This is a genomic window from Dissulfurirhabdus thermomarina, assembly GCF_012979235.1.
GTDB classification, from domain to species: Bacteria; Desulfobacterota; Dissulfuribacteria; order Dissulfuribacterales; family Dissulfurirhabdaceae; genus Dissulfurirhabdus; species Dissulfurirhabdus thermomarina.
In genome coordinates this window covers 12,671-33,188 of record NZ_JAATWC010000003.1, presented here as the reverse complement: position 1 = coordinate 33,188, position 20,518 = coordinate 12,671, and the positions used below count along the sequence as shown (strand labels likewise).

Below are 20,518 nucleotides of genomic sequence, written 5' to 3'. Positions count from 1 at the left end.
ACATCGTTGCCGCCTTGCCTCCGGCCCGTTCTTGAACGCCCACGGCTCCAGGTCTGAGGGCTGCGGCCCGCCGGGGCCGCCGTTCCTCCCTCCCGCCTTCCCGGGTTCGTCCGCCTTGCGGTCCGCGCGTGGCTGTGCGAGATTAGGGCTGTGCGGGCCGGCGTTGCCGCTCGCCGAATCTCCGGAGGAAGGAGGCAGGTCATGAGCCGTACGGGAACCCAGTACTCGGCGGATTTCGAAAGGGCCCTCGCCGTCGGCCGGCCGCCCAACGTGGTCCGGCTGTTTCCCAACTCCAAGGCCCTCATCGTGAGCGGCAAGGTCATCGACCGCGCCCTGGCGGCCAAGGGACATGCCATGGCCATCGCCGCCAACGGGCGCAACTACTTCGTGGTCCGGGGGGCGCTCCGGGCCGCCCAGCGTGCCAATGCGGCCATCATCATCGAGATCGCCAAGTCCGAGGGCGGCGCCAACGCCTATTGCGCCGTCAACTATTGGAACCTCGCCCGCCTGGTGGACGCCCTCTGCAACGAGATGGGCATCACCGTGCCCGTGGCCGTCCACGCCGATCACTACGGCATAAAGTCCGAGGCCGACCTCGAGGCCGCGCGGGTGGAGATCCCCTCCATGTTCGACGCGGGCATCACCTCCATCGCCATCGATGCCTCGCACCTGCCGGACGACCAGAACCTTTTGGCCAACCTGGCCCTGAACCCCTACGTCCCCAAGTGGGCCGGGCTCGAGACCGAGGTGGGCGAGATCAAGGGCAAGGAAGGCCTCTCCACCGTGGAGGAGGCCCTCTTCCTCATCCAGGGTCTCAACGCCCACGACATCCACCCCGACTGGATCGCCCTGAACAACGGGACCACCCACGGCATCGAGGCCAGCGACGAGGGGATCCAGGTGGACCTGACCGCGGAGATCCACGCGGCCCTCGAGCCCTACCGGGTCTCCGGCGCTCAGCACGGGACCTCGGGGAACAGCTCGGCCCGGCTCCGGGAGATCGCGGCCCGGACCCGGACCACCAAGGCCAACGTCGCCACCGCCCTCCAGATGATCTCCTGGGGGGTCGAGGTCAACGACTACGGAAACGCCATCCTCGACGACCAGGGCCGTTTCCGGAAGGTCGAGGGCGAGGGGGTGACCGAGGCCCTCTGGGCCGAGATGGTGGCCTACGCCGAGGCGCGGGGCTGGAAGAAGGGCGACTACAAGCGGCTCAACCTGCCCTTCGAGAACAAGCTGCTCGGCCAGCCGGCCGAGGTGCGGGAACGGATGGCGCGCCGGGTGGAAGAGTTCGTCCACCGGCTCATCGTGGACGTCTTCAACGGCGCCGACACCGCCCCCCTGGCCATCCAGGCCATCCTGGACGCCGGCTCCTACGACCTCGGACCCAAGGGCCGGCGCATCGAGGACCCGGCCGAGTGGACCGAGGACCGCATCCGGCAACGGGCGGCCGCCATCCAGTCCGACAAGGGCCCGGCGGGCGACTTCGACGACTAGGCGCGGGGGCGATGCGGATCACCGGGGGCGCGGCGTGCGGGCGGCGCCTGTCCGCGCCCCGGGGCCTGTCCGTCCGCCCCACCGCCGACCGGGTCCGGGAAGCGCTCTTCCAGGTGCTCACCATCCGCCTCCACCGGCCCTGGGCCGAGTGCCGGGTGCTGGACCTCTTCGCCGGAAGCGGTGCCCTGGGCATCGAGGCCCTCTCCCGGGGCGCCCGAGAGGCGGTCTTCGTGGACCGGTCCCCGGCGGCCTTGGGCGCCATACGGCGGAACCTCGACCGGTGCGGCATGGCCGACCGGGGCCGCCTCCTCCGGGGGGACCTCGGGGGGCGGGCCGCGGTGCTGGAACGCGCCTGCCGGGAGGCCCCCTTCGACGTGGTCCTGGCGGACCCCCCCTACGGCCGGGGGTTGGCCCTCTCGGCGCTGCAGCGTGTGGCGGCCGCCGGGTGTCTGGCGCCCGGCGGCTGGATGGTGGTGGAAGAGGCCGCCGGGGCCGAATTCCCCGGGGGCCTCGAGGGCGGGGCCGGCGCCGGGCTCGTCCTCGCCGATACCCGGCGTTACGGGCAGACCGGGCTGTGGTTTTACCGGCGGCCGGTGCCCGGGATGGAAAGGAATCCTGCTCCATGACCCCTGTACCCGAGAAGGTGGCGGTCTACCCCGGCACCTTCGATCCCCTCACCAACGGGCACCTCGACGTGATCCGGCGCGGCCTCCGGCTCTTCGACCGGGTGATCGTGGGCGTCGGGGAGAACCCCGTCAAGCGGCCGCTCTTCACCCTGGAGGAGCGGCTCGACATGATCCGCGAGGCCGTGGGAGCCGATCCCCGGGTGGAGGTCGACAGCTTCGGCGGGCTCCTCGTGGATTTCGCCCGGGAGCGCGGGGCCGTGGCCATCCTCCGGGGCCTGAGGGCGGTCTCGGACTTCGAGTACGAGCTCCAGCGCGCCCTCATGAACCGGAAGCTCGACCGCGGCATCGAGACGGTCTTCCTCATGACCGGGTTCCGATGGATCTACATCAGCTCCACCATCGTGAAGGAGGCCGCGCGGTTCGGCGGCTCTCTCGAGGGCCTGGTTCCGCCCTTCGTGGAGACCCGGCTCCGGGCCAAGTACCAGGGGGGCGGAGCGGAAGGGTAGGGGGCGGCGTGCGCGGGCCGGGAAGCGGGGTTCCACGGGCGGCGGAGGCCGCGGGGAAGGAGGCCAGCCATGCCGGAAGCGAAGGATTTTCTGAGCCCTCATTCCATGTTGACGCCGGGCATCGCCGGCGCCATCACCACGGGCGTCGCCCTGCCCGTGGTCAATGCCTTCGACTTGAAATACAAGTGGGTGGCGCTGGCCGTCGGCTTCCTCCTGGCCCTCCTCATCGTGCTCCGGTTCAAGGACGGCGTCTCTCGCCTCGAGCGGGCCATCTACTGCATCCTGAACACGCTCATCATCTTCTCGGTGAGCGTCGGGGCGGGGGTCAACCTGGACTCGCCGCCCCGGGCCAAGGCGGCGCCCATGCCCCCCGCCGTGGAGAAGATCCTGGAACGCTACCGCGTGGAGACCCCGGTCAGCCGACTCAGGGGGTGGTTCGAACCCCGGGCGGCCCATGTGCAGCCCGCCGGGGGCGAGGGGGCGCCGGGGGCGAATGCCACCGTCGGGCTCGCCGGGGGAAGCGGCCAGCCGCCGCTGTCGCCGGAGGAGATCCGGCAGCTCCAGGACTACGTGCGGCAGCAGAAGGCGCTCGAGGAAGAGCAACGGCGATACAACCAGCGCTGGTCCTGGTGACGCGATCGGCGGTGCCTCGTCCGTGGTGGCCCTCCCGGCCAGGCGGCATGCCCGGGTCTCCCCCGGTGCGGCCCGGGCATCGCGGCCCGGCGTGACCCGGATGGACTCCCGCCGGACCACCGACACCCTCAAGGGGGTCGCCGTCGCCGCGGTGGTGGCCAACCACTACCTGATCCTGCACCTGTCCCCGCGGGCGGCGGGGTTCGCCAACGCCTGGATCGCCGTCTTCTTCTTCCTGAGCGGCTACGGGCTGTACCATTCGTTGGCCCGCCGGGGGGGCGGGCGGTGGCGGGACTTCTACGTCCGGCGCCTCACCCGCATCTACCCGTTGCTGTGGGCGGCCGGCCTCGTGGAACTCGTGCTCCGGCGCGGCCACTTCTCGCTCTGGACCTTCACCGGCATCCATGCGTCCGGCCACTACTGGTTCGTTCCCGCCCTGCTGCAGTGCTACCTCGCCGCCCCCGTGCTCTTCCTGGGGCTCCGGCGGACGGCCGCGGGTACCCTGCTGTGCCTGGCCGCGGCGGCGGCCGCGGCGAACCTCGCCTGCCTCGCCTTTCCGGGGACCGCCGGGCGGGCGGCCGCCTTCCTCCACGCCGCGTGGCGGGGCGTGGTCTTCCTCCATGTCCTGGTCTTCGCCGCCGGCATGTGGACGGCGGCCAGGGGGATGGCGGCTCGGCCGCCCTCCGCCGCCGCCCGCGCCGGGTTCTGGATCCTCGCCGCCGGGATCCTGGCGGTCATGGCGGGGCTCAAGGCGCAGGCGGGGGATCCCGTCGCGGCCCGCCTCTTCGACTGGCTCCCCGTGGCCCTGATCCTGGGATGGACGGTCTATGCCCTGCGCTTCTCCGTGGCCAGCCCGGCCTTTGCCGCCCTCGGCGTCGTCTCGTACCCGGTGTACCTCTTCCACATGCCCTACTACCGGGTGGTGGACATGGTGACCGGGGGCCTTCCGGGTGCCGCCTGGGGGGCCTTCGCCTGCCTGGCCGGGCTTCCGCTCCTCTTCATGGCGTGCCGGCGGCTGGAGGCCTGGGGCGGGGACGTGGGCCGGCGGATGCAGGCACGCCTCGCCGCCGGGGGTTGAATTTCATTCCCGCGTGCCTACCTTTCCGCCGAACCCATACATGGTCATACATGCAGCGGCCGAAGATCCGCCCGGCCCCGTCGGCCGGGGCGGTCGTCACGGTGTCTTTGCCACACCGGAAACATCTTCTTCATTTTCCGGAGGTCGAAGGCGTCATGAAGATCGCGCAGGTCGCCCCCCTCTTCGAGAGTGTCCCCCCCAGGCTCTACGGCGGCACGGAACGGGTCGTCTCCTACCTCACGGAGGAGCTGGTCCGGCTCGGGCACGAGGTCACCCTCTACGCCAGCGGCGACTCCCGGACCTCTGCGCGCCTCGTGCCGCTCTGCCGCGAGGCCCTGCGGCTCGACCCGGGCTGCCGGGATCCCCTCGCCCGCCACGTCTGCCTCCTCGAGCGGGTCTTCCAGGACATGCCCGGCTACGACTGCGTCCACTTCCACGTGGACTACCTCCACTTCCCCTACCTGCGGCGGCATCCCCACCCGCACGTCACCACCCTCCACGGGCGGCTCGACCTCCCGGAGCTGGCGGACCTCTACCGGGAGTTCCGCGAGATGCCCGTGTGCGCCATCTCCGAGAGCCAGAAGCGGCCGATCCCGTGGGCCAACTGGGTGGGGACGGTCCACCACGGGCTGCCGCTGGACCTCCACCGGTTCCGGCCGGGCAGCGGGCGGTACCTCGCCTTCCTGGGTCGCATCTCCCCGGAGAAGCGGGTGGATCGCGCCATCGAGATCGCGGTCCGCGCCGGCCTGGAGCTCAAGATCGCGGCCAAGGTGGACAAGGCCGACGAAGTCTACTTCCGGGAGCGGATCCAGCCGCTCCTCCGCCATCCCCTCGTGGACTTCGTGGGCGAGATCGGGGAAGACCGCAAGGGCGAGTTCCTGGGCGACGCCCTGGCCCTTCTCTTCCCCATCGACTGGCCGGAGCCCTTCGGCCTGGTCATGATCGAGGCCATGGCCTGCGGCACCCCAGTGGTGGCCTACCGGTGCGGTTCGGTGCCGGAGGTGGTGGAGGACGGGGTGACCGGGTTCATCGTGGACGGCGTCGACCAGGCGGTGGCCGCGGTGGAGCGCGTGGGCAGGCTCGACCGCCGGCGGATCCGGCGGGTCTTCGAGGAGCGGTTCAGCGCCCGGCGGATGGCCATGGATTACGTCAAGATCTACGAGTCCCTGGCCTGGTCGGCCCGGCGGCCGCGGCTCGCCGCCTGAGGGGGCCGCGCGTGGCGGGAGGCCGGGATGTCATACGGGTGGACGAGCACTACTACGTGCGCGCCACCTCCACCATGGTGGACGACCGGACCCGGGTCCTGAAGCACGGAAACGGGTTCGCGGTCTTCGACCGCTACGGCGACATCCTGAACATCGGGCGGGGGGAGCAGGGGATCTACCACGAGGACACCCGGCATCTTTCCCGCCTGGAGATCCGCCTCAACGACCGGCGCCCCCTCCTCCTCTATTCCACGGTGAAGTCCGACAACACCCTCCTCACCGTGGACCTCGCCAACCCGGACTTCGAGGTCCCGGGGGAGGGCCGGATCCCGCAGGGGGCCGTCCACGTCTTTCGTTCCAAGGTGCTGCACGGGGGCGCCTGCATCGAGCACATCCGGCTCCACAACTACGCCTGTTGCCCCGTGGCCTTCACCCTCGAGGTCTTTTTCGATGCGGACTTTGCCGACATCTTCGAGGTCCGGGGCACGGAGCGGCGGGCCCGGGGACGGGACCTCGCCCCCCGGGTCCGCCGCGATACCGTGATCTTCGGCTACCGGGGCCGGGACGGCGTGGTGCGGCGGACCTGGGTCACCTCGGACCCGGCGCCCACCGAGGCCTGGGCCGGCGGTTTCCGGTACCGGGTACGGCTGCCGGCCCGGGGCGCCACGGATATCTACCTGCGCGTCGCCTGCCAGGCGGACGAGACCCGTGTGCGGGACCTGGCCGCGGCCTACCGGGACATCTACACCGGGCTCCAGCAGGGCGTGGCCGCTTCGTGGCACCGGCAATGCTACGTCTCCACCTCCAACGAGCAGTTCAACGACTGGCTCAACCGGGCCTACGCCGATCTCCGGATGCTCACCACCCCCACCGGCCACGGCCTCTATCCCTATGCCGGGGTGCCCTGGTTCAGCACGGTCTTCGGCCGGGACGGGATCTGGACCGGGCTGGAGTGCCTCTGGCACAACCCGGACCTGGCACGCGGGGTCTTGCGCTACCTGGCGGCCTTCCAGGCGGACGACGAGGACCCGGCCACCGACGCCCAGCCCGGCAAGATCCTCCACGAGGTCCGCCGCGGGGAGATGGCCCGGACCGGGGAGGTCCCCTTCGGCCGCTACTACGGCAGCGTGGACGCCACCCCGCTCTTCGTGGTCCTGGCCGGGGCCTACTTCGGGCGGACGGGGGACCGGGAGTTCCTCCGGGAACTCTGGCCCCACGTGCAGCGGGCCATCGAGTGGATCGACACCTACGGCGACGTGGACGGGGACGGGTTCGTGGAATACGCCCGGCGGACCCCCAGGGGGCTGGTGAACCAGGGGTGGAAGGACTCCGAGGATGCGGTCTTCCACGCGGACGGCACCCTGGCCCGGGGTCCCGTGGCACTCTGCGAGGTCCAGGGCTACGTCTACGAGGCCAAGCGGGCCGCGGCCCGCTTGGCCCGGGCCTTGGAGGCACCCGGCGCCGCCGAACGCTGGGAGGCGGAGGCGCGCCTCCTGCGCGACCGGGTCGAGGCCGCCTTCTGGTGGCCGGAACGGGGGACCTACGTCCTGGCCCTCGACGGGGAGAAACGACCCTGCCGGGTGGCGGCTTCCAACCCGGGGCACCTCCTCTTTTCCGGCCTTCCCGACCGGCGGCGGGCGGCGGAGTTGGCGCAGACCTTCCTGGCCCCGGCCTTCTTCTCCGGGTGGGGCGTGCGGACCCTGGCCGAGACCGAGTGCCGCTACAACCCGATGTCCTACCACAACGGCTCGGTCTGGCCCCACGACAACGCCATCATCGCCGCCGGCCTGGCGCGCTACGGGCACAAGGTGGAGGCCGCCCGGATCCTCGCGGGTCTCTTCGACGCCAGCATCTTCATGGACCTTCACCGGTTGCCGGAGTTGTTCTGCGGGTTCGCCCGGCGACCTGGGGAAGGTCCCACGCACTACCCCGTGGCTTGTCTCCCGCAGGCCTGGGCCAGCGGTGCGGTCTTCCTGCTGCTCCAGGCCGTCTTGGGGCTCGAATTCCGCCCCGGGGCGCGGGAGATCCGGTTTCGGCACCCGCTCCTGCCGGCCTTCCTGGAAGAGGTCAAGCTCGAGAACCTGCGCCTCGGCGAGGCCAGCGTGGACCTGGTCCTCCGGCGCCATGCCCGGAACGTGAGCGTGGACGTGGCCCGAAAGGATGGGCCCGTGGAGATCGTGGTGGCGGCCTGAGGGCGGCCCCCGGGGCGGCTAGAAGAGTTTGTCGAAGATGGAGGTGCAGGCCGTGGCCTCGTCCATGAGGCGCCGCACGGCGGGGTCGAGCTCCCGGTAGGCGCGCAGTTTTTCCGCCGCCGTCCGGCATTCGCCCTTGGCGATGGCGTCTTTGCCCCAGGCGATGGCGAGTTCCTTGAGCGCCGAGCGCACCTTGGGGTGCGTGCCCGGCAGCTGGGCGAGGAGCCATTCGGCGCTCTCGAACCGCTTCTTCGCCACGAGCCGCCGGCAATGGGTCACGACGAGGCCGATCCGCTCCTCTTCCAGGGCCTTCTTCGTGGCGGCGTCGGCGATGTCCGCGGCTTCCTCCAGGGCGTGGGCGGCCAGGATGAAGTTTTCCGCCGAGGCCAGGGTCTCGGCCCGCCGACGGTAGGTCCGGACCAGCCGCGCCGACAGCGCGGGATCCCCCCTGAAGGAGAGGGCCTTCTTGGCGTACTTGAGCCATTCTTCCTCGAAACCGCTGCGGCGGAACTGGTCGGCGAGGAAGAGGTACTTCTCGAAGAGGTCGGGTTTCCCGAGACAGGAGTCCACCACGGCCAGCCGCTGCTCGAAGAGCCGTTCCGCCTGCCGGGTTTGGCCGTCCGCGACCAGGCGGGGGATCGCCAGGCTCAGGTGCTTCCAGGTGAGCCCGGCGAGGTCGCATTTCTCCGTGAAGTGGAGGGCGAAGTCCAGGGTGGCGGCCGCGTGGTCCAACTCTCCGCCCCGGAGGTCGGTCTGGATCTGGTCCTTCACGATCCGGACGATGCGGCCCTCCACCTTGGCGGAGGCCGGGGAGTACTTCACGGCGAGGCCGAAGAGCTCGCCGGCCACCTCGTTCTGGCCCTGGGAGAGCAGCACCCGGCCCAGGTTCAGGAAGGTCTCGCTGAGGTCCTGGCCGATCTCCTGCCGTATCGAGCAGTCGGCCAGCACCTGGTTCAGGTACTCGTGGCAGGTCTGGTAGTCGCCCCGGTCGAAGGCCCGCTTGGTGAGGGCCACCTTCTCGTTGCAGGCGGCGGCCTCGGAGAAGTTCTTCTGGAAGGCGTCGGCGAAGCGGGGCCGGGCCTCGCGGACCCGGGCGAAGAGCCCGGCCTTGAAGGCGGCCGCCCGGTCCCACGACGACCGGAGCAGTGACTTGTACCGGGGGAGCGCCACCTCGTAGAGGACTTCCAGGAAGAGCCGGTCCGGGATGGCGGGGAAGGTCTCCGCCGGGGTCATGAGGTAGGGAAAGGCGCGCTCCCGGTAGTCCGAACCGGCCACGGCGTAGCTGAGGCCCAGGACCCGGGTCCGGGCGGGTCCCTTGGGGACGGATTTCTCGATCCGCCGGACCAGGTTGAGGTCCTTGAGCGGGCGGCGGGCCTGGTCGGCGGCCCGGGTCACGAAGGCGAGGTAGTCCGACCGGTCCAGGAACAGGGGTTCGGCGGCGAAGAGGAGGGCATCGTCGAGGACGGAGGACCAGCCGCGGCCCTGGGCCAGTTCTTCTTCCAGGTAGGAGAGGACCAGGGTGGCGGGGTGGGGGGTCTTGCCCGGGGCGTACTGGGCCAGGAGATCGTAGCGTTCCTCGATCTCGGGGTCCAGGAACTTGGCGCTCTTCGCGTAGACCATGAACTCACCGAGGAAGCGCCGCTTGTCCGCCGGGCCGAAGCTCCATTCCCGCCCGCCGTGGTCCAGGAAGTAGGTTCGACCCAGCCGGCTCTTCTTGAACCGGAAGACCGGGACGTCGTAGCCCAGGACGTTCACGGAGATGGCCAGGCCTCCCCCGGGCTCGGCCCCGGCGGCGGGGCCGGGGCCGCCGAGGGCGACGGCGAGGCACAGGCACAGGCCGGCGGCCAGGGCGGCCGCGGTCGTCTGGACGGTTTTCGGCCGGGGTTGCATGCCGGGCATCCTTGTCGCGGTGCGGGCGGGGCGCACCTCCGCTCCTTCCAGTCCATGCTATCGGCCGGGGATCGAGAAGGGTTAAACCCGGGCGGCGGATCCGGGAGCGGGGCGCGGCGTCAGCGGCCTCGGCGCCGGCGCGCGGCGGCCATGCGCTTGGCCTCCACCAGCTCGCCCGCCGTCATGAGGGGCTCGAGCCTGGCCAGGGCCCGGGCGGCGGCCTCGGCGCCGGCCTCGGCCGCCAGCTGGAACCACATGTAGGCGGTGCTGTAGTCGCTGGGGACCCCCAGCCCCTTGAAGTAGAGGTAGCCCAGGCTGTAGCGGGCCGCGGCGTGGCCCTTGTCCGCGGCGTTCCGGAACCAGTCCGCCGCGGCCCGGTAGTCCCGCCGGACGCCGTCGCCGAGGTAGTAGAGGCGCCCCACCCGGTAGGCGGCCTCCGGGTCGCCGGCCTCCGCGGCCTTTCGCAGCCAGGCCAGGCCCACGGCCACGTTCTTCGGGACCCCCCGGCCCTCCAGGAAGAGAACGCCCAGGGTGCGCCAGGCCCCCACGTGGCCGTTCCGGGCGGCCTTTTTGAGCCAGGCCGCGGCGCGCGCCGGGGCCTTTTCGGCCCCCCCGGCCCCGTCGAGGAGCAGGAGGGCCAGAGCGAACTGCGCCTCCGCGTGGTCGTGCCGCGCGAGTTCCCGGCACAGGGCCGCGGCGCCCGCCTGGCCGTTCCGGCCCGCCTGGAGGGCCCAGCGGGCGGCCGCGTCGGGGTCGGCGGGGCCGCCGAGGCCGTGGGCCAAAAGATCGGCGAGGTGGAGCTGGGCCCCGGCATGACCCTTCCGGGCCGCCGGGGTGAACCACCGCCGGGCGAGGGCGTCGTCCCGGGGCACGCCGAGGCCCTCGTGGTAAACCACGCCGAGGGCGTCCTGGGCGTCGGGATCACCGGCGCGGGCCGCGGCCTCGAGTTCCATGACCTCGGCCGGCGGGGCCTTGGCGGCCTCTTCCGGGGCCGGGCCGCGGAGGAGGCCGCAGCCGGCGAGGAGGAGCAGGGCGGCGAGGACGGCGGCGGCGCGGGCGGCCGCGGGCGGTTTCGGAATGCCGGTTCCCGGGCTCATGCCTTCCGGCGCGAGAAGAGGCCGTGGGCGATCCACCCGACCAGGAACCCCACGGCGAGCAGCAGGACGACCAGGACGGCCCTCGAGACGGCCAGGCTCCAGAACAGGAACCGGATCTCCACCACGGCGGCGTTCTGCACCGCGAAGAGAAGGCCGAGAACGGCCGCCGCGAGACCCCCGAGGGCCTTCCAGCCCAGGGGCGGGCGGAACCGGGCAGAGATCTTTGCCGGGGCGCCGGTCACGGCTGCGCCTCCACGTCGTCGTCCTCCAGCCAGCGGGAGAGGACGTCCACGATCTTCCGGGCCTGGTCGCGGCTCGAGATGTTGAACTTGGCCTGCTGCCGGTATTCCCCGCGGATCTTCCGGTAGCGGCGGATGGTGAACCGGTCGTCGCCGTAGCCGTCCTTGCTTCGCTCCCATTGACGGTAGCGGTAGAGGACGGTGGCCCAGGCCCCCTTGGAGAGGATGGCCTTGTCCAGCTCCTGGACGACGGTGACGCCGTCCTCCTCGTATTCGATGGTGAGGTCTTCCACGTGCGAGCTCATTTCGTGTCCTTTCCCGGCGGTGTCCCCCCGGCCGCCCCCCGGGGGTCGATCTCGGCCCGGAAGCGCGGCAGGCATTCGGGGTGGTGCCTTTTCACGAAGTCTACCAGCTTTTCGCGGACGTCACACCGGAGGTCCCAGGCGGTGGGGGAGTCGGCCGCGCTCATCAGTGCCCGGAGCTCCAGGCACTGCTCCCGGGCGGCGGTCACCTGGAGGACGCAGACCTTGCCGTCCCAGCGGGGATCCGCCTCGAGGACGCGCCGGAGTTCCCCCCGGAGCTCTTCCACGGGGAAGGTGTAGTCCACGTAGAGGAAGACGGTCGCCAGGATGTCCGCCGAGGTGCGGGTCCAGTTCTGGAAGGGCCGTTCCGTGAAGTAGGTGATGGGGACCACGAGGCGCCGGAGGTCCCAGATCCGGACCACCACGTAGGTGAGGGTGATCTCCTCGATCCAGCCCCATTCCCCCTCCACGATGACCACGTCGTCGAGCCGGATGGGCTGGGTGACGGCGATCTGGATGCCCGCCAGCAGCATGGCGATGCTGCGCTGGGCGGCAAACCCCAGGATGATCCCGGCCACGCCCGCCGAGGCGAGAAGACTCACCCCGAGCTGGCGGACGGTGTCGAAGGTCATGAGCACGGCGGCCAGGGAGAGGAGGGCCACCACGAAGATGACGACGTTGCGGAAGACCTTGACCTGGGTGTGCACCGCCCGGGCGCGCAGGTTGTCCCGCACGCCGACGTCGAACCGGGCCAGGATGAGCCCCTCCGCCACGGCCGTGGCCTTGACCAGGGTCCAGGCCACGGCCAGGATGAAGAGGACCCCGTGCAGGTGGCGCAGCTGGCGAAGGGCCTCGGCCGGCAGCGCCAGGAAGGGGAGCGAAAGACCTAGGAAGGCCAGGGGGAAGAGGGCCAGGAGGGGCGCCGGGGCGTGGCGGGCCACCGCCTCGTGGGCCCCGGCCCCGCCCCGCCTCGCCCACGCCCGGAGGAAGCGCAGGGCCAGGAAGGCGGCGGCGAGGCCGGCCAGGATGGCCCCGGCCATCACCGCCAGGGAACAGGCCGCTCCCTGGCAGGCCGTGGAGGCGGGCCCGCCGGCCGCGGCCGCGCCGCCCCCTCCGAAGATGCCGTCCAAGGTGAGCGCCGAGGGGAGTGACGTCGAATCCATGTGCATGCGGGGAGACCTCCGGCGGCTCGCCCGAGGGACGCGGGCGCCGCGCCCCCGGTGGGGGAGATTATACAACAGATCCGTCCCCCCTTCTGCCGCCGGGCGGCGGGGGCTATAGTGCCGGGCCGGGGCCGGCGCCGGGAAAGGGGATCGCATGCAGGCACGCGGGGAGCGAGGAGAAACGACGGGGAGGGCTGCTTCCGGGACCGTCCACCGGCTCTTCGCCGTGGCCCCGCCGGGCCTCGAGGCGGTGACCGCCCGCGAGGTCGAGACCCTCGGCACCCCGGGGCGGGTGCGGCCCGGCGGCGTCGAGTTCCGGGGGGATCTCCGGGGCCTCTACCGGGCCAACCTCCACCTCCGGACGGCCCACCGCGTGCTCGTGCGGGTGGCGGCGTTCGCCGCCCCGGGCCTCGCCGCCGTCGCCCGGGAGACCGCCCGCTACCCCTGGGAGATCTACGTCCCGGCCGGGTGCCCGGTCCGGGTCCGGGTCACCGCGCACCGCTCCCGGCTCTACCACACCGGCGCGGTGGCCGAGCGGGTCTTGCGGGGCATCGCAGACCGGCTGGGGAGGAGCGTGGAACCCGCGTCCGGCCCCTCGGGGGCGGGGGAGGTCCTCCTGGTGGTCCGGGTCGCGGGGTCGCACCTCCAGGTGAGCGTGGACAGCTCCGGGGCGCACCTCCACCGGCGGGGCTGGCGGCGGGCACACGCCGCCGCCTCGCTCCGGGAGACCCTGGCCGCGGGGATGCTTCTTGCGGCCGGCTGGGACGGCACCGCGCCCCTCCTCGATCCCTTCTGCGGGGCGGGCACCATCGCCGTGGAGGCGGCGTTCATCGCCGCAGGCCGGGCCCCGGGGATCGCGCGCTCGTTCGCCTTCGAGGCCTGGCGGAACTTCGACCCGGCGCTGTTCGACGAGCTGCGCGAGCTCGCCCGCCGACAGGAACGGCCGGTGACGGCCGCCATCCGGGGCGCCGACCTCGATCCCCGGGCGGTGCGGGCCGCCCGGGCCAACGCGGCCCGGGCGGGTGTGGCGGAGGCGGTCACCTTCCTCCGGGCCCCCGTCGAGGCCCTGGAACCCGTCGGCGACGCGCCCGGCTGGATCGTGAGCGATCCGCCCTACGGGCGCCGCTCCCGGGTCCCGGGCGGGGCGGAGCGGGCATGGGCCGCGCTGGGCCGCCGCCTCCGGCGGCGTTTCTCCGGCTGGCGGGTGGTGGTGCTCGGGCCGGACCGGCTGGCCCCCGCCCTGGGACTTCCCCTCGAGCCCTTGGCCCTCCTCGACAACGGCGGGCTCAAGGTGCGGCTCCTCCGGGGCCGGGTGCCCGGGCGGTGAGGGGCGGCGGGGGAGATCTTGGCCTTCACGGCCTTTCCCAAGGCCATGTGGCGGCAGATATGAACGATCCCCGCAAGCGCTTGAGCCGCAAGGCCGGGCGGCGCACCGGCGTGGCGGGTATCTTCCCCGATCGGGCTGCCGCCATCGGGCTGGTGGGGGCGGTGCCGGTCGAGCGGAATGACGCATGGGCCTTCCTCGCGATGGTCGCGCCTTGTTCTTGGTGATTCCCGCGACGCCATCAAAAAAAGGGGGCCCATGAGGGCCCCCGGGGGTTCTCGGGGAGGCAAGGGGATCTATTCGCCGACACCGCCCATGACCAGGGGCTTGACGATGGCGAAGGCGAACTCGCAGAGCAGGATGAGGAGCAGGACCCGGGCCGGCCCCTTGGCCTTCACGGCCGCCGCCGTGATGCTGAAGAGGGGGACGAGGCCCAGGATGGCCACCCCCCCGATGCACAGCATGTCCATGGCGGTGAGATGGGAGAGGAACCAGGAGTAGCCGTGGATGGTCATGCCGCCGACACCCTCCCAGAACTTGCTGGCGGGCTCCCCCCAGTGGGCGGCGACCACGTGGACGTCCAGGAAGGGATGGACGCCGAAGAGGTAGAGGACGCCGGGGATCAGCATGGCCGCCAGGCCCACGTAGGTCAGAAGCTCCATGGACTTGGCGAAGGCCAGCCCGCTCGGGTCCACCGTGACGTTGTTGTTCTTTTCCATTTCCATGTCGTCTCTCCTCCCTAGAGCAGCTTCGGGATGACGCCCAGGCCGCCGAGGCCCTTGATCACGTCGATGACACCCGCGGCCAGCAGGATGAACATGACCAGGTAGCGCACGAAGACCGGCTTGGCCCGCTCCGCGATCTTGGCCCCGATCTTGGCCCCGATGTAGATCCCGATGATGGCCGGAATGAGGATGAGGGCCAGCAGCGCCCCCTTGGAGAGGTAGATCCAGCACGCGGCGGCGTCGTTGATGGTGATGATCGCCATGCTGGTGGAGGTCGCCACCTTGATGGGGGCCCCCATGACCATGTTCAGGACGGGAACGTTGGCCCAGCCCGCGCCCAGGCCGAACATCCCGGCCACGAAGCCCACCGCCGCGAAGGCGAGCGCCCCCAGGGGCAGCTTCGTGGTCCGGTACTCGACGACTTTCCCGAGGTTCGGCTCGAACCAGGAGCCGGTGATGTCCAGGGCCGCCGAGAGGGAATCGACCCGGTCGACCTCGGGGAACTCGAGCTTCTTGGCCGTGCTCATCACCACGAAGATCACGAAGAGCACCGCGCCGAGGGCGATGGTGAGGTAGTACTTCCCGGTGGGGAAGGCGTTGGTGATCCAGAGGCCCACGACGCCGCCGATGATGGAGGTGATCGTGGAGACGATGAGCAGGGGCGTCATGAGCTTGATGTTGGCCAGGCCCTTGCGCATCAGGTGGGGGGTGGAGGAAAAGGCGCTCATCATGGCCATGATGAGCCCGGTGCCCCGGATGAAGTCCATGCTGAAGGGGAAGAAGGCGGTGGCGATGGGGACGAACAGGACGCCGCCGCCCACCCCGGAGACCGGGGCGATAAGGCCGATGGTGAAGGTGAAGAAGAACAGGCAGGTCGGCCAGAACCACCAGGCATGCCCGCCTCCGGGGGTGGCGCTCGTGCCGGCCGCCAGGGCGATGCCGCCTACCGAGAGCACGAGCAACGCCGCCAGGATACCGATTTGGAGTCGCAACGTGGGTCGTTTCATGGGTCTCTTCGTGTCCTCCTCTTCGTTGTGGAGTGCCGGGGCGAGACGACTTCGGGCCCTTCGGCGTTCCCCGGCCGGGCCCGGCCCCCTCGGCGGCCCGCGGCCCCGGGTTTGAGGCCAGCTTGCCGGTCCCGGGCCCCGAAAATGAATCCCTCTTCATCCAAATTGGACAGGTTTATAGCACCATTGGGGGGGGTGGTCAAATGGGGCCGCGCACGGAAGAGCCGCCCGAGCGGGCGGGTTGCAACCGCGCCCCGGCGGCGTTTAGATCCCGGTAACCGGCGGCCTTTCGCCGGCCGTGGAAAGGAGCAGGACGCAGGTGAGGGACGCACCGGAGACCGCGCGGGGGCTGGAGGGGGCGCCCCGGCCGTTTCCATCCCGGGCCGAGGCCGGGGCGCGCTGGGACGACTGGCGCTGGCAGATGGCTCACCGCCTCCGGCGTCCCGGGGACCTCGGCCGCCTGCCGGGGGTCTCCCCGGCCGCAGCGGCCGTCCTCCGGGTCTATCCCTTCGCGGTGACCCCGTACTACCTCTCCCTGGCGGACTGGTCCGACCCGGCCGATCCCATCCGCCGCCAGGCTCTCCCCGACCCCCGGGAGATCGCCGTCCGGCATCCCGGCTCGAACCCCGATCCCCTGGCCGAGGCCGAGCACATGCCGGTCCCGGGTCTCATCCACCGCTACCCGGACCGGGTGCTCGTCCTCGCCGCGGCCACTTGCGGCGTCCTCTGCCGCCACTGCAACCGGAAGCGCTTCTGGCGCGGCGGCGGCCGCCACCTCCGGGGGGCCCGGCTCGAGCGCATGGCCGCCTACGTGGCGGCCCACCCGGAGGTACGCGAGGTGATCCTCTCCGGCGGGGATCCGCTCACCCTCTCCGATGCCCGGCTCGAGGCCTACCTCTCCCGGTTCCGGGCCATCCGGCACGTGGAGGTGCTGCGGGTGGGGACGCGGGCCCCCGTGGTGCTCCCCATGCGGATCACCGGGGCGCTCTGCCGCCTGCTCGCCCGCCACCGCCCGCTCTGGCTGAACACCCACTTCAACCACCCCCGGGAGCTGACGGCCGAGGCCGCGCGGGCCTGCGACCGGCTCTCCCGGGCCGGCATCGCCGTCTCGAACCAGACGGTGCTGCTCCGGGGCGTCAACGACCGCCTCGAGGTCCTCCGGGCCCTCTTCCACGGCCTCCAGCGGATGATGGTCCGCCCCTACTATCTCTTCCACTGCGACGCGGCCGCCGGGACGGACCACTTCCGGACCAGTGTCCGCCAGGGGCTGGCCATCATGGAGGGACTCTGGGGGCGGAGCGGGGGGCTCACGCTGCCCGCCTACGTGGTGGATCTCCCCGGCGGGGGCGGCAAGGCCGCGGCCGGGCCGGTGCACCTGGTGGGGTTCGAGGGCGGGGAGGCGGTCTTCCGGACCTTCGAGGGCCGCGTGGTCCGCGTCCGCGAGGCCGGGGGTGACAGGGCGGGCGGAGGGGTATAAGGAAAAAGAAGGAAAGGAGGAGAAACCGATGAACGTCCGCTCCGCCCGGCGCCTGCTCTCGTCGCTCCTGCCGCCCCGGGCCGAGCCCGGCTGGCGCGTCCGCCTCTGGGACGGCACGGAGCTGGCCTCCGAGACCGCCCCGGCCTTCACCCTCCACGTGCGGCACCCCTCGGCCCTCGAACGGGTGGCCGGGGATCCCTCCATGGGCTTCGGCGAGGCCTACGTCGCGGGGCACCTCGATGTGGAGGGCGACCTCGGCGCGCTCCTCGGCCTGGCCTACCGGGAGGACCTCTTCGCGCGGCTTTCCCCCCTCAAGAAGGCGCGCCTGTGCTGGTGGCACCTCCGGGGCCGGAGCGGCCTCCGCCGCGCCCGGCGCGAGATCAGCCACCACTACGACCGGGGCAACGAGTTCTACCGGCTCTGGCTCGACGAGGGGCTCAACTACTCCTGCGCCTACTTCGAGACCCCCGAAACCGACCTCGAGACCGCCCAGCGGGCGAAGAACGCCCTGGTGCTCCGGAAGGCGGGCCTGAGGCCCGGACACCGGCTCCTGGACGTCGGCTGCGGGTGGGGGAGCCTGCTCCTGGCCGCGGCGGAGACGCCGGGCGTCCGCGCCCTGGGGATCACGCTCTCGGAGCGGCAGCTGGAGCTGGCCAGGGAGCGGATCCGGCGGGCCGGGGCGGCCGACCGGGTGGAGGTGCGGCTGGCGGACTACCGGGAGCTGGACCCCGGGCGCGACGGGCCCTTCGACCGGGTGGTCTCGGTGGGGATGTTCGAGCACGTGGGCCGGCGCAACATCCCGGTCTTCTTCGAGCGGGTCCGGCGGCTCTTGAAGCCCCGGGGACTCTTCCTGCTCCACACCATCGGGCGCATCCTGCCCAGGGAGACGGATCCCTGGATCCGGGCCCACATCTTCCCGGGCGGCTACATTCCGGCCCTGGTGGAGATCCTGCCGGCGGCGGAGCGCGCGGGCTTCGACTTCCTGGACCTCGAGAACCTCCGCCGCCACTACCACCGGACCCTCGGGCACTGGATCGAGCGCTTCGAGGCCCGGAGCGGGGAGATCGCCGGGCGGATGGGCGAGGCCTTCGTCCGGATGTGGCGCCTCTACCTCCACGGCTCCCGGGCGGCCTTCGGCGAGGGCGACCTCCACCTCTTCCAGCTGCTCTACAGCCGGGGGCGGCGGGAGGATCTGCCGCTCACCCGGCGGCACTTCTACGAGGCGGCGGAGGGCGGCTTCCCGCCCCACCCGGCCGCCGCTAGCCCTTGAGGCAGGCCATGGGCCGCACCCGCGCCACCTTCCGGGCCAGGCCCGCCGCGTCGGTGGCGTCCACCACGGCGGTCACGTCCTTGTAGGCGCCGGGGGCCTCTTCCGCGGCTCCGCGGTAGCTGGCCGCGCGGACGAGGATGCCCCGGTGGGCGAGCTCGGCCACCACCTTCCGGCCGGTCCAGCGCTTGAGGGCCGCCTTGCGGCTCATGGCGCGCCCCGCCCCGTGGCAGGCCGAGCCCCAGGCGAGCCGCTCCCCGGATTCGAGGCCCACCAGGATGTAGGAGCAGGTGCCCATGGTGCCGCCGATGAGGCAGGGCTGGCCCACGCGGCGGAAGGCGGCGGGGATCTCCGGCCGGCCCGGGCCGAAGGCCCGGGTGGCGCCCTTTCGGTGGACGTAGAGGCGCCGGGGCGTGCCGTCCACCACGTGGGTCTCCACCTTGCAGGTGTTGTGGCTGACATCGTAGAGGGTCCGGACCTCGGCGCGGGGCAGGATCTCCGCGAAGACCTCCCGGACGAGGTGGGTGAGGACCTGGCGGTTGGCGAGGGCGCAGTTGATGCCGCAGGCCATGGCCTTGAAGTAGCGTTCGCCCTCCGGGGAGCGGATGGGGGCGCAGACCAGCTCGCGCTCGCGGATGGGGATGGCGTACTTCTTGGCGGCCCGGCCGAGGACCTGGAGGTAGTCGGTGCCGATCTGGTGCCCGAGGGCCCGGGAGCCGCAGTGGATGGCCACCACCACGTCGTCTTCCCGGAGCCCGAGGGCCTCGGCGGACGGCCGGTGCCAGATCTCGTCCACGTACTGGATCTCGAGGTAGTGGTTGCCCGAGCCGAGGGTGCCCACCTGGCGGTGCTGGCGGCGCTTGGCGGTGTCGGAGACGCAGGCGGGGTCGGCGCCCTCGATGCGCCCCCCTTCTTCCACGTGGGCCAGGTCGTCCGGGGTCCCGTAGCCCCTTTCCACCGCCCAGCGGGCGCCGTCCACGAGGACCTCGTCGAGGCGGTCCGGGGCGAGGCGGATCTTCCCCTCCGAGCCCACGCCGCAGGGGACCACCTCGAAGAGCCGGTCGATGAGGGCCTCGAGGCGGGGTTGCACCTCCGCCCGGGTCAGCCCGGTGAGCAGGGTCCGGACCCCGCAGGAGATGTCGTAGCCGACGCCGCCCACGGAGATGACCCCGCCGGCCTCGGGGTCGAAGGCCGCCACCCCGCCGATGGGGAACCCGTAGCCCCAGTGGGCGTCCGGCATGGCCAGGGCCGCACCCACGAGGCCGGGGAGGCAGGCCACGTTGATGAGTTGCTCCCGGACCTTCTCGTCCATGGCCCGGACGAGGTCCTCGGTGGCGAAGATGCGCGCGGGGACCCGCATCTCGCCCTGCCGTGGGATCTCCCACTGGGTCTCGCCGATCCTTTCCAGGTTGGAGATGTCCATGGCGGGGTCCTCCTCTCTTTGACCTGGATCCGCGGGCGTTCAAGAACAGGCCAGGTGCGAGGCGGCGACGATAATGAACGCCGCCACGGATCCAGGTCTCAGACGTCCACCACACACTGGGCGATCCACCCCGGGCCGGTCTCCCGGACCGCCAGTTCCGTGTAGGTGGCCCCCTTCACCTCCACGCCCGGCTCGTGGCGGGCGGGGTCGAAGGGTTCGCCCCGGGCCGTCCCGGAGAGCCCGAGCCCGCGGATGGAGACCTCGAAGCCGGAGAAGACGAAGCCGCGGATGTCGGCCTCGGCCAGCAGCGTGTTCAGCCAGGCCACGAAGAGTCCCTCGAGGTCGTCCCCGGTGCATCGGACCGGGACGGCCTCCACGGGCCGGACCGCGTCCAGGTTGGTGACCACCAGGGAGAAGAGGGCCCGGGCGGCGTCGGCGAAGGCGGCCTCCAAGGTGGGCCCCCGGCCGCGGATACCGATGTCGGCGCCGTGCTCGAAGGTCTCCATGGCGGTATCCCCTCCGGGGGGCTCAGGGCACGGGCGGCACCCCGGCCCCCTTCCAGCCCTTGCGGCCCCACTCGATCCACCCCCACGAGGACAGCCCCGTGAAGACCACGAAGAGGGCGGCCTGGGCGTAGATCCCGTGGTAGACGTCCACGACGACCCAGCCCACGTTGGCCACGGTGTAGAAGGCAAAGCCCGACCGCCGCTTCTTGATGTTCAGGACCGCGCCGATAATACTGAGACCGGCCAGGGTCCAGGTGACGACGGCGTCGATGAGTTGGGGCGTCTCCATGGTCATGATGGATGCAGGCGTCTCCTGTCGATGGAGTCTCCGTCGAAGATGGGGCCGCACCGCGCCCGGGAA

20 protein-coding genes and 1 pseudogene are annotated in these 20,518 nt (G+C 71.8%); 11 read left to right on the top strand and 10 right to left on the bottom strand.

Annotated features, from left to right (window positions below; translation table 11 throughout):
* Window positions 1-201 precede the first annotated feature (201 nt).
* The 7 genes from HCU62_RS04890 to HCU62_RS04860 all read left to right on the top strand — a co-directional run bounded on the left by HCU62_RS04890 (window position 202) and on the right by HCU62_RS04860 (window position 7,737).
* The gene (locus tag HCU62_RS04890; protein ID WP_163297507.1) at window positions 202-1,497 is read left to right on the top strand and encodes a class II fructose-bisphosphate aldolase; all 1,296 of its coding nucleotides are present in this window, start codon (window positions 202-204) and stop codon (window positions 1,495-1,497) included.
* A gap of 11 nt (window positions 1,498-1,508) precedes the next feature.
* Window positions 1,509-2,123: a 16S rRNA (guanine(966)-N(2))-methyltransferase RsmD gene (gene rsmD / locus HCU62_RS04885; RefSeq protein ID WP_163297508.1), complete on the top strand. Its 615-nt coding sequence runs from the start codon at window positions 1,509-1,511 to the stop codon at window positions 2,121-2,123.
* The gene (gene coaD, locus HCU62_RS04880) at window positions 2,120-2,629 is read left to right on the top strand and encodes a pantetheine-phosphate adenylyltransferase (protein WP_163297509.1); all 510 of its coding nucleotides are present in this window, start codon (window positions 2,120-2,122) and stop codon (window positions 2,627-2,629) included. Before rsmD ends, coaD begins: the two co-directional genes overlap by 4 nt.
* Window positions 2,630-2,698: 69 nt before the next feature.
* Entirely contained in the window at window positions 2,699-3,262 is a 564-nt protein-coding gene (locus tag HCU62_RS04875; RefSeq protein WP_163297510.1) for a hypothetical protein, read from the top strand.
* A 100-nt stretch (window positions 3,263-3,362) separates the two neighbouring features.
* Window positions 3,363-4,340, top strand: a complete 978-nt coding sequence (locus tag HCU62_RS04870) for an acyltransferase family protein (protein WP_163297511.1) — start codon at window positions 3,363-3,365, stop codon at window positions 4,338-4,340.
* Between the two features lie 155 nt (window positions 4,341-4,495).
* Window positions 4,496-5,545: a glycosyltransferase family 4 protein gene (locus HCU62_RS04865; protein WP_163297512.1), complete on the top strand. Its 1,050-nt coding sequence runs from the start codon at window positions 4,496-4,498 to the stop codon at window positions 5,543-5,545.
* An 11-nt stretch (window positions 5,546-5,556) separates the two neighbouring features.
* Window positions 5,557-7,737, top strand: a complete 2,181-nt coding sequence (locus HCU62_RS04860; protein ID WP_309474749.1) for an amylo-alpha-1,6-glucosidase — start codon at window positions 5,557-5,559, stop codon at window positions 7,735-7,737.
* An 18-nt stretch (window positions 7,738-7,755) separates the two neighbouring features.
* Here the strand turns inward: HCU62_RS04860 and HCU62_RS04855 are convergent, their stop codons facing one another.
* From HCU62_RS04855 to HCU62_RS04835, 5 genes are all read right to left on the bottom strand, one after another.
* Window positions 7,756-9,627: a tetratricopeptide repeat protein gene (locus HCU62_RS04855; RefSeq protein ID WP_163297513.1), complete on the bottom strand. Its 1,872-nt coding sequence runs from the start codon at window positions 9,625-9,627 to the stop codon at window positions 7,756-7,758.
* Between the two features lie 119 nt (window positions 9,628-9,746).
* The gene (locus HCU62_RS04850; protein WP_163297514.1) at window positions 9,747-10,724 is read right to left on the bottom strand and encodes a tetratricopeptide repeat protein; all 978 of its coding nucleotides are present in this window, start codon (window positions 10,722-10,724) and stop codon (window positions 9,747-9,749) included.
* A complete protein-coding gene (locus HCU62_RS04845) occupies window positions 10,721-10,966 on the bottom strand; it encodes a lipopolysaccharide assembly protein LapA domain-containing protein (RefSeq protein WP_309474750.1) in 246 nt (81 codons plus the stop codon). The genes HCU62_RS04850 and HCU62_RS04845 overlap by 4 nt, the downstream gene beginning before the upstream one ends.
* Complete coding sequence (locus HCU62_RS04840) at window positions 10,963-11,268, bottom strand: hypothetical protein (RefSeq protein ID WP_163297515.1); 306 nt, start codon at window positions 11,266-11,268, stop codon at window positions 10,963-10,965. The genes HCU62_RS04845 and HCU62_RS04840 overlap by 4 nt, the downstream gene beginning before the upstream one ends.
* Window positions 11,265-12,428, bottom strand: a complete 1,164-nt coding sequence (locus HCU62_RS04835; RefSeq protein WP_246325296.1) for a mechanosensitive ion channel family protein — start codon at window positions 12,426-12,428, stop codon at window positions 11,265-11,267. Before HCU62_RS04835 ends, HCU62_RS04840 begins: the two co-directional genes overlap by 4 nt.
* 154 nt (window positions 12,429-12,582) lie before the next feature.
* Between HCU62_RS04835 and HCU62_RS04830 the strand changes: the two genes are divergently transcribed.
* Both HCU62_RS04830 and HCU62_RS04825 read left to right on the top strand, forming a co-directional pair.
* On the top strand, window positions 12,583-13,755 hold the full coding sequence (locus HCU62_RS04830) for a THUMP domain-containing class I SAM-dependent RNA methyltransferase (protein WP_163297516.1): 1,173 nt from the start codon (window positions 12,583-12,585) through the stop codon (window positions 13,753-13,755).
* A gap of 3 nt (window positions 13,756-13,758) precedes the next feature.
* Window positions 13,759-13,943: pseudogene (locus HCU62_RS04825) on the top strand (transposase); the annotation flags it as partial.
* A gap of 105 nt (window positions 13,944-14,048) precedes the next feature.
* Here HCU62_RS04825 and HCU62_RS04820 read toward each other — a convergent pair.
* Together HCU62_RS04820 and HCU62_RS04815 are read right to left on the bottom strand one after the other, a co-directional pair.
* On the bottom strand, window positions 14,049-14,477 hold the full coding sequence (locus HCU62_RS04820) for a hypothetical protein (RefSeq protein WP_163297518.1): 429 nt from the start codon (window positions 14,475-14,477) through the stop codon (window positions 14,049-14,051).
* A 14-nt stretch (window positions 14,478-14,491) separates the two neighbouring features.
* Entirely contained in the window at window positions 14,492-15,484 is a 993-nt protein-coding gene (locus tag HCU62_RS04815) for a sulfite exporter TauE/SafE family protein (protein WP_163297519.1), read from the bottom strand.
* Window positions 15,485-15,803: 319 nt separating this feature from the next.
* Here HCU62_RS04815 and HCU62_RS04810 point away from each other — a divergent pair, with 319 nt between their 5' ends.
* Both HCU62_RS04810 and HCU62_RS04805 read left to right on the top strand, forming a co-directional pair.
* Complete coding sequence (locus HCU62_RS04810) at window positions 15,804-16,961, top strand: KamA family radical SAM protein (RefSeq protein ID WP_181448351.1); 1,158 nt, start codon at window positions 15,804-15,806, stop codon at window positions 16,959-16,961.
* Between the two features lie 28 nt (window positions 16,962-16,989).
* A complete protein-coding gene (locus HCU62_RS04805) occupies window positions 16,990-18,231 on the top strand; it encodes an SAM-dependent methyltransferase (RefSeq protein ID WP_163299544.1) in 1,242 nt (413 codons plus the stop codon).
* Here HCU62_RS04805 and HCU62_RS04800 read toward each other — a convergent pair.
* From HCU62_RS04800 to HCU62_RS04790, 3 genes are all read right to left on the bottom strand, one after another.
* A complete protein-coding gene (locus HCU62_RS04800; protein WP_163299546.1) occupies window positions 18,221-19,651 on the bottom strand; it encodes an RtcB family protein in 1,431 nt (476 codons plus the stop codon). The two genes, HCU62_RS04805 and HCU62_RS04800, sit on opposite strands and share 11 nt — an antisense overlap.
* A gap of 98 nt (window positions 19,652-19,749) precedes the next feature.
* A complete protein-coding gene (locus HCU62_RS04795; protein WP_163299548.1) occupies window positions 19,750-20,157 on the bottom strand; it encodes an archease in 408 nt (135 codons plus the stop codon).
* Window positions 20,158-20,179: 22 nt separating this feature from the next.
* Window positions 20,180-20,452 carry a nicotinamide mononucleotide transporter gene (locus tag HCU62_RS04790; RefSeq protein ID WP_163299550.1) on the bottom strand — a complete coding sequence of 91 codons (273 nt, stop codon included), beginning with the start codon at window positions 20,450-20,452 and terminating at the stop codon, window positions 20,180-20,182.
* Window positions 20,453-20,518 lie beyond the last annotated feature (66 nt).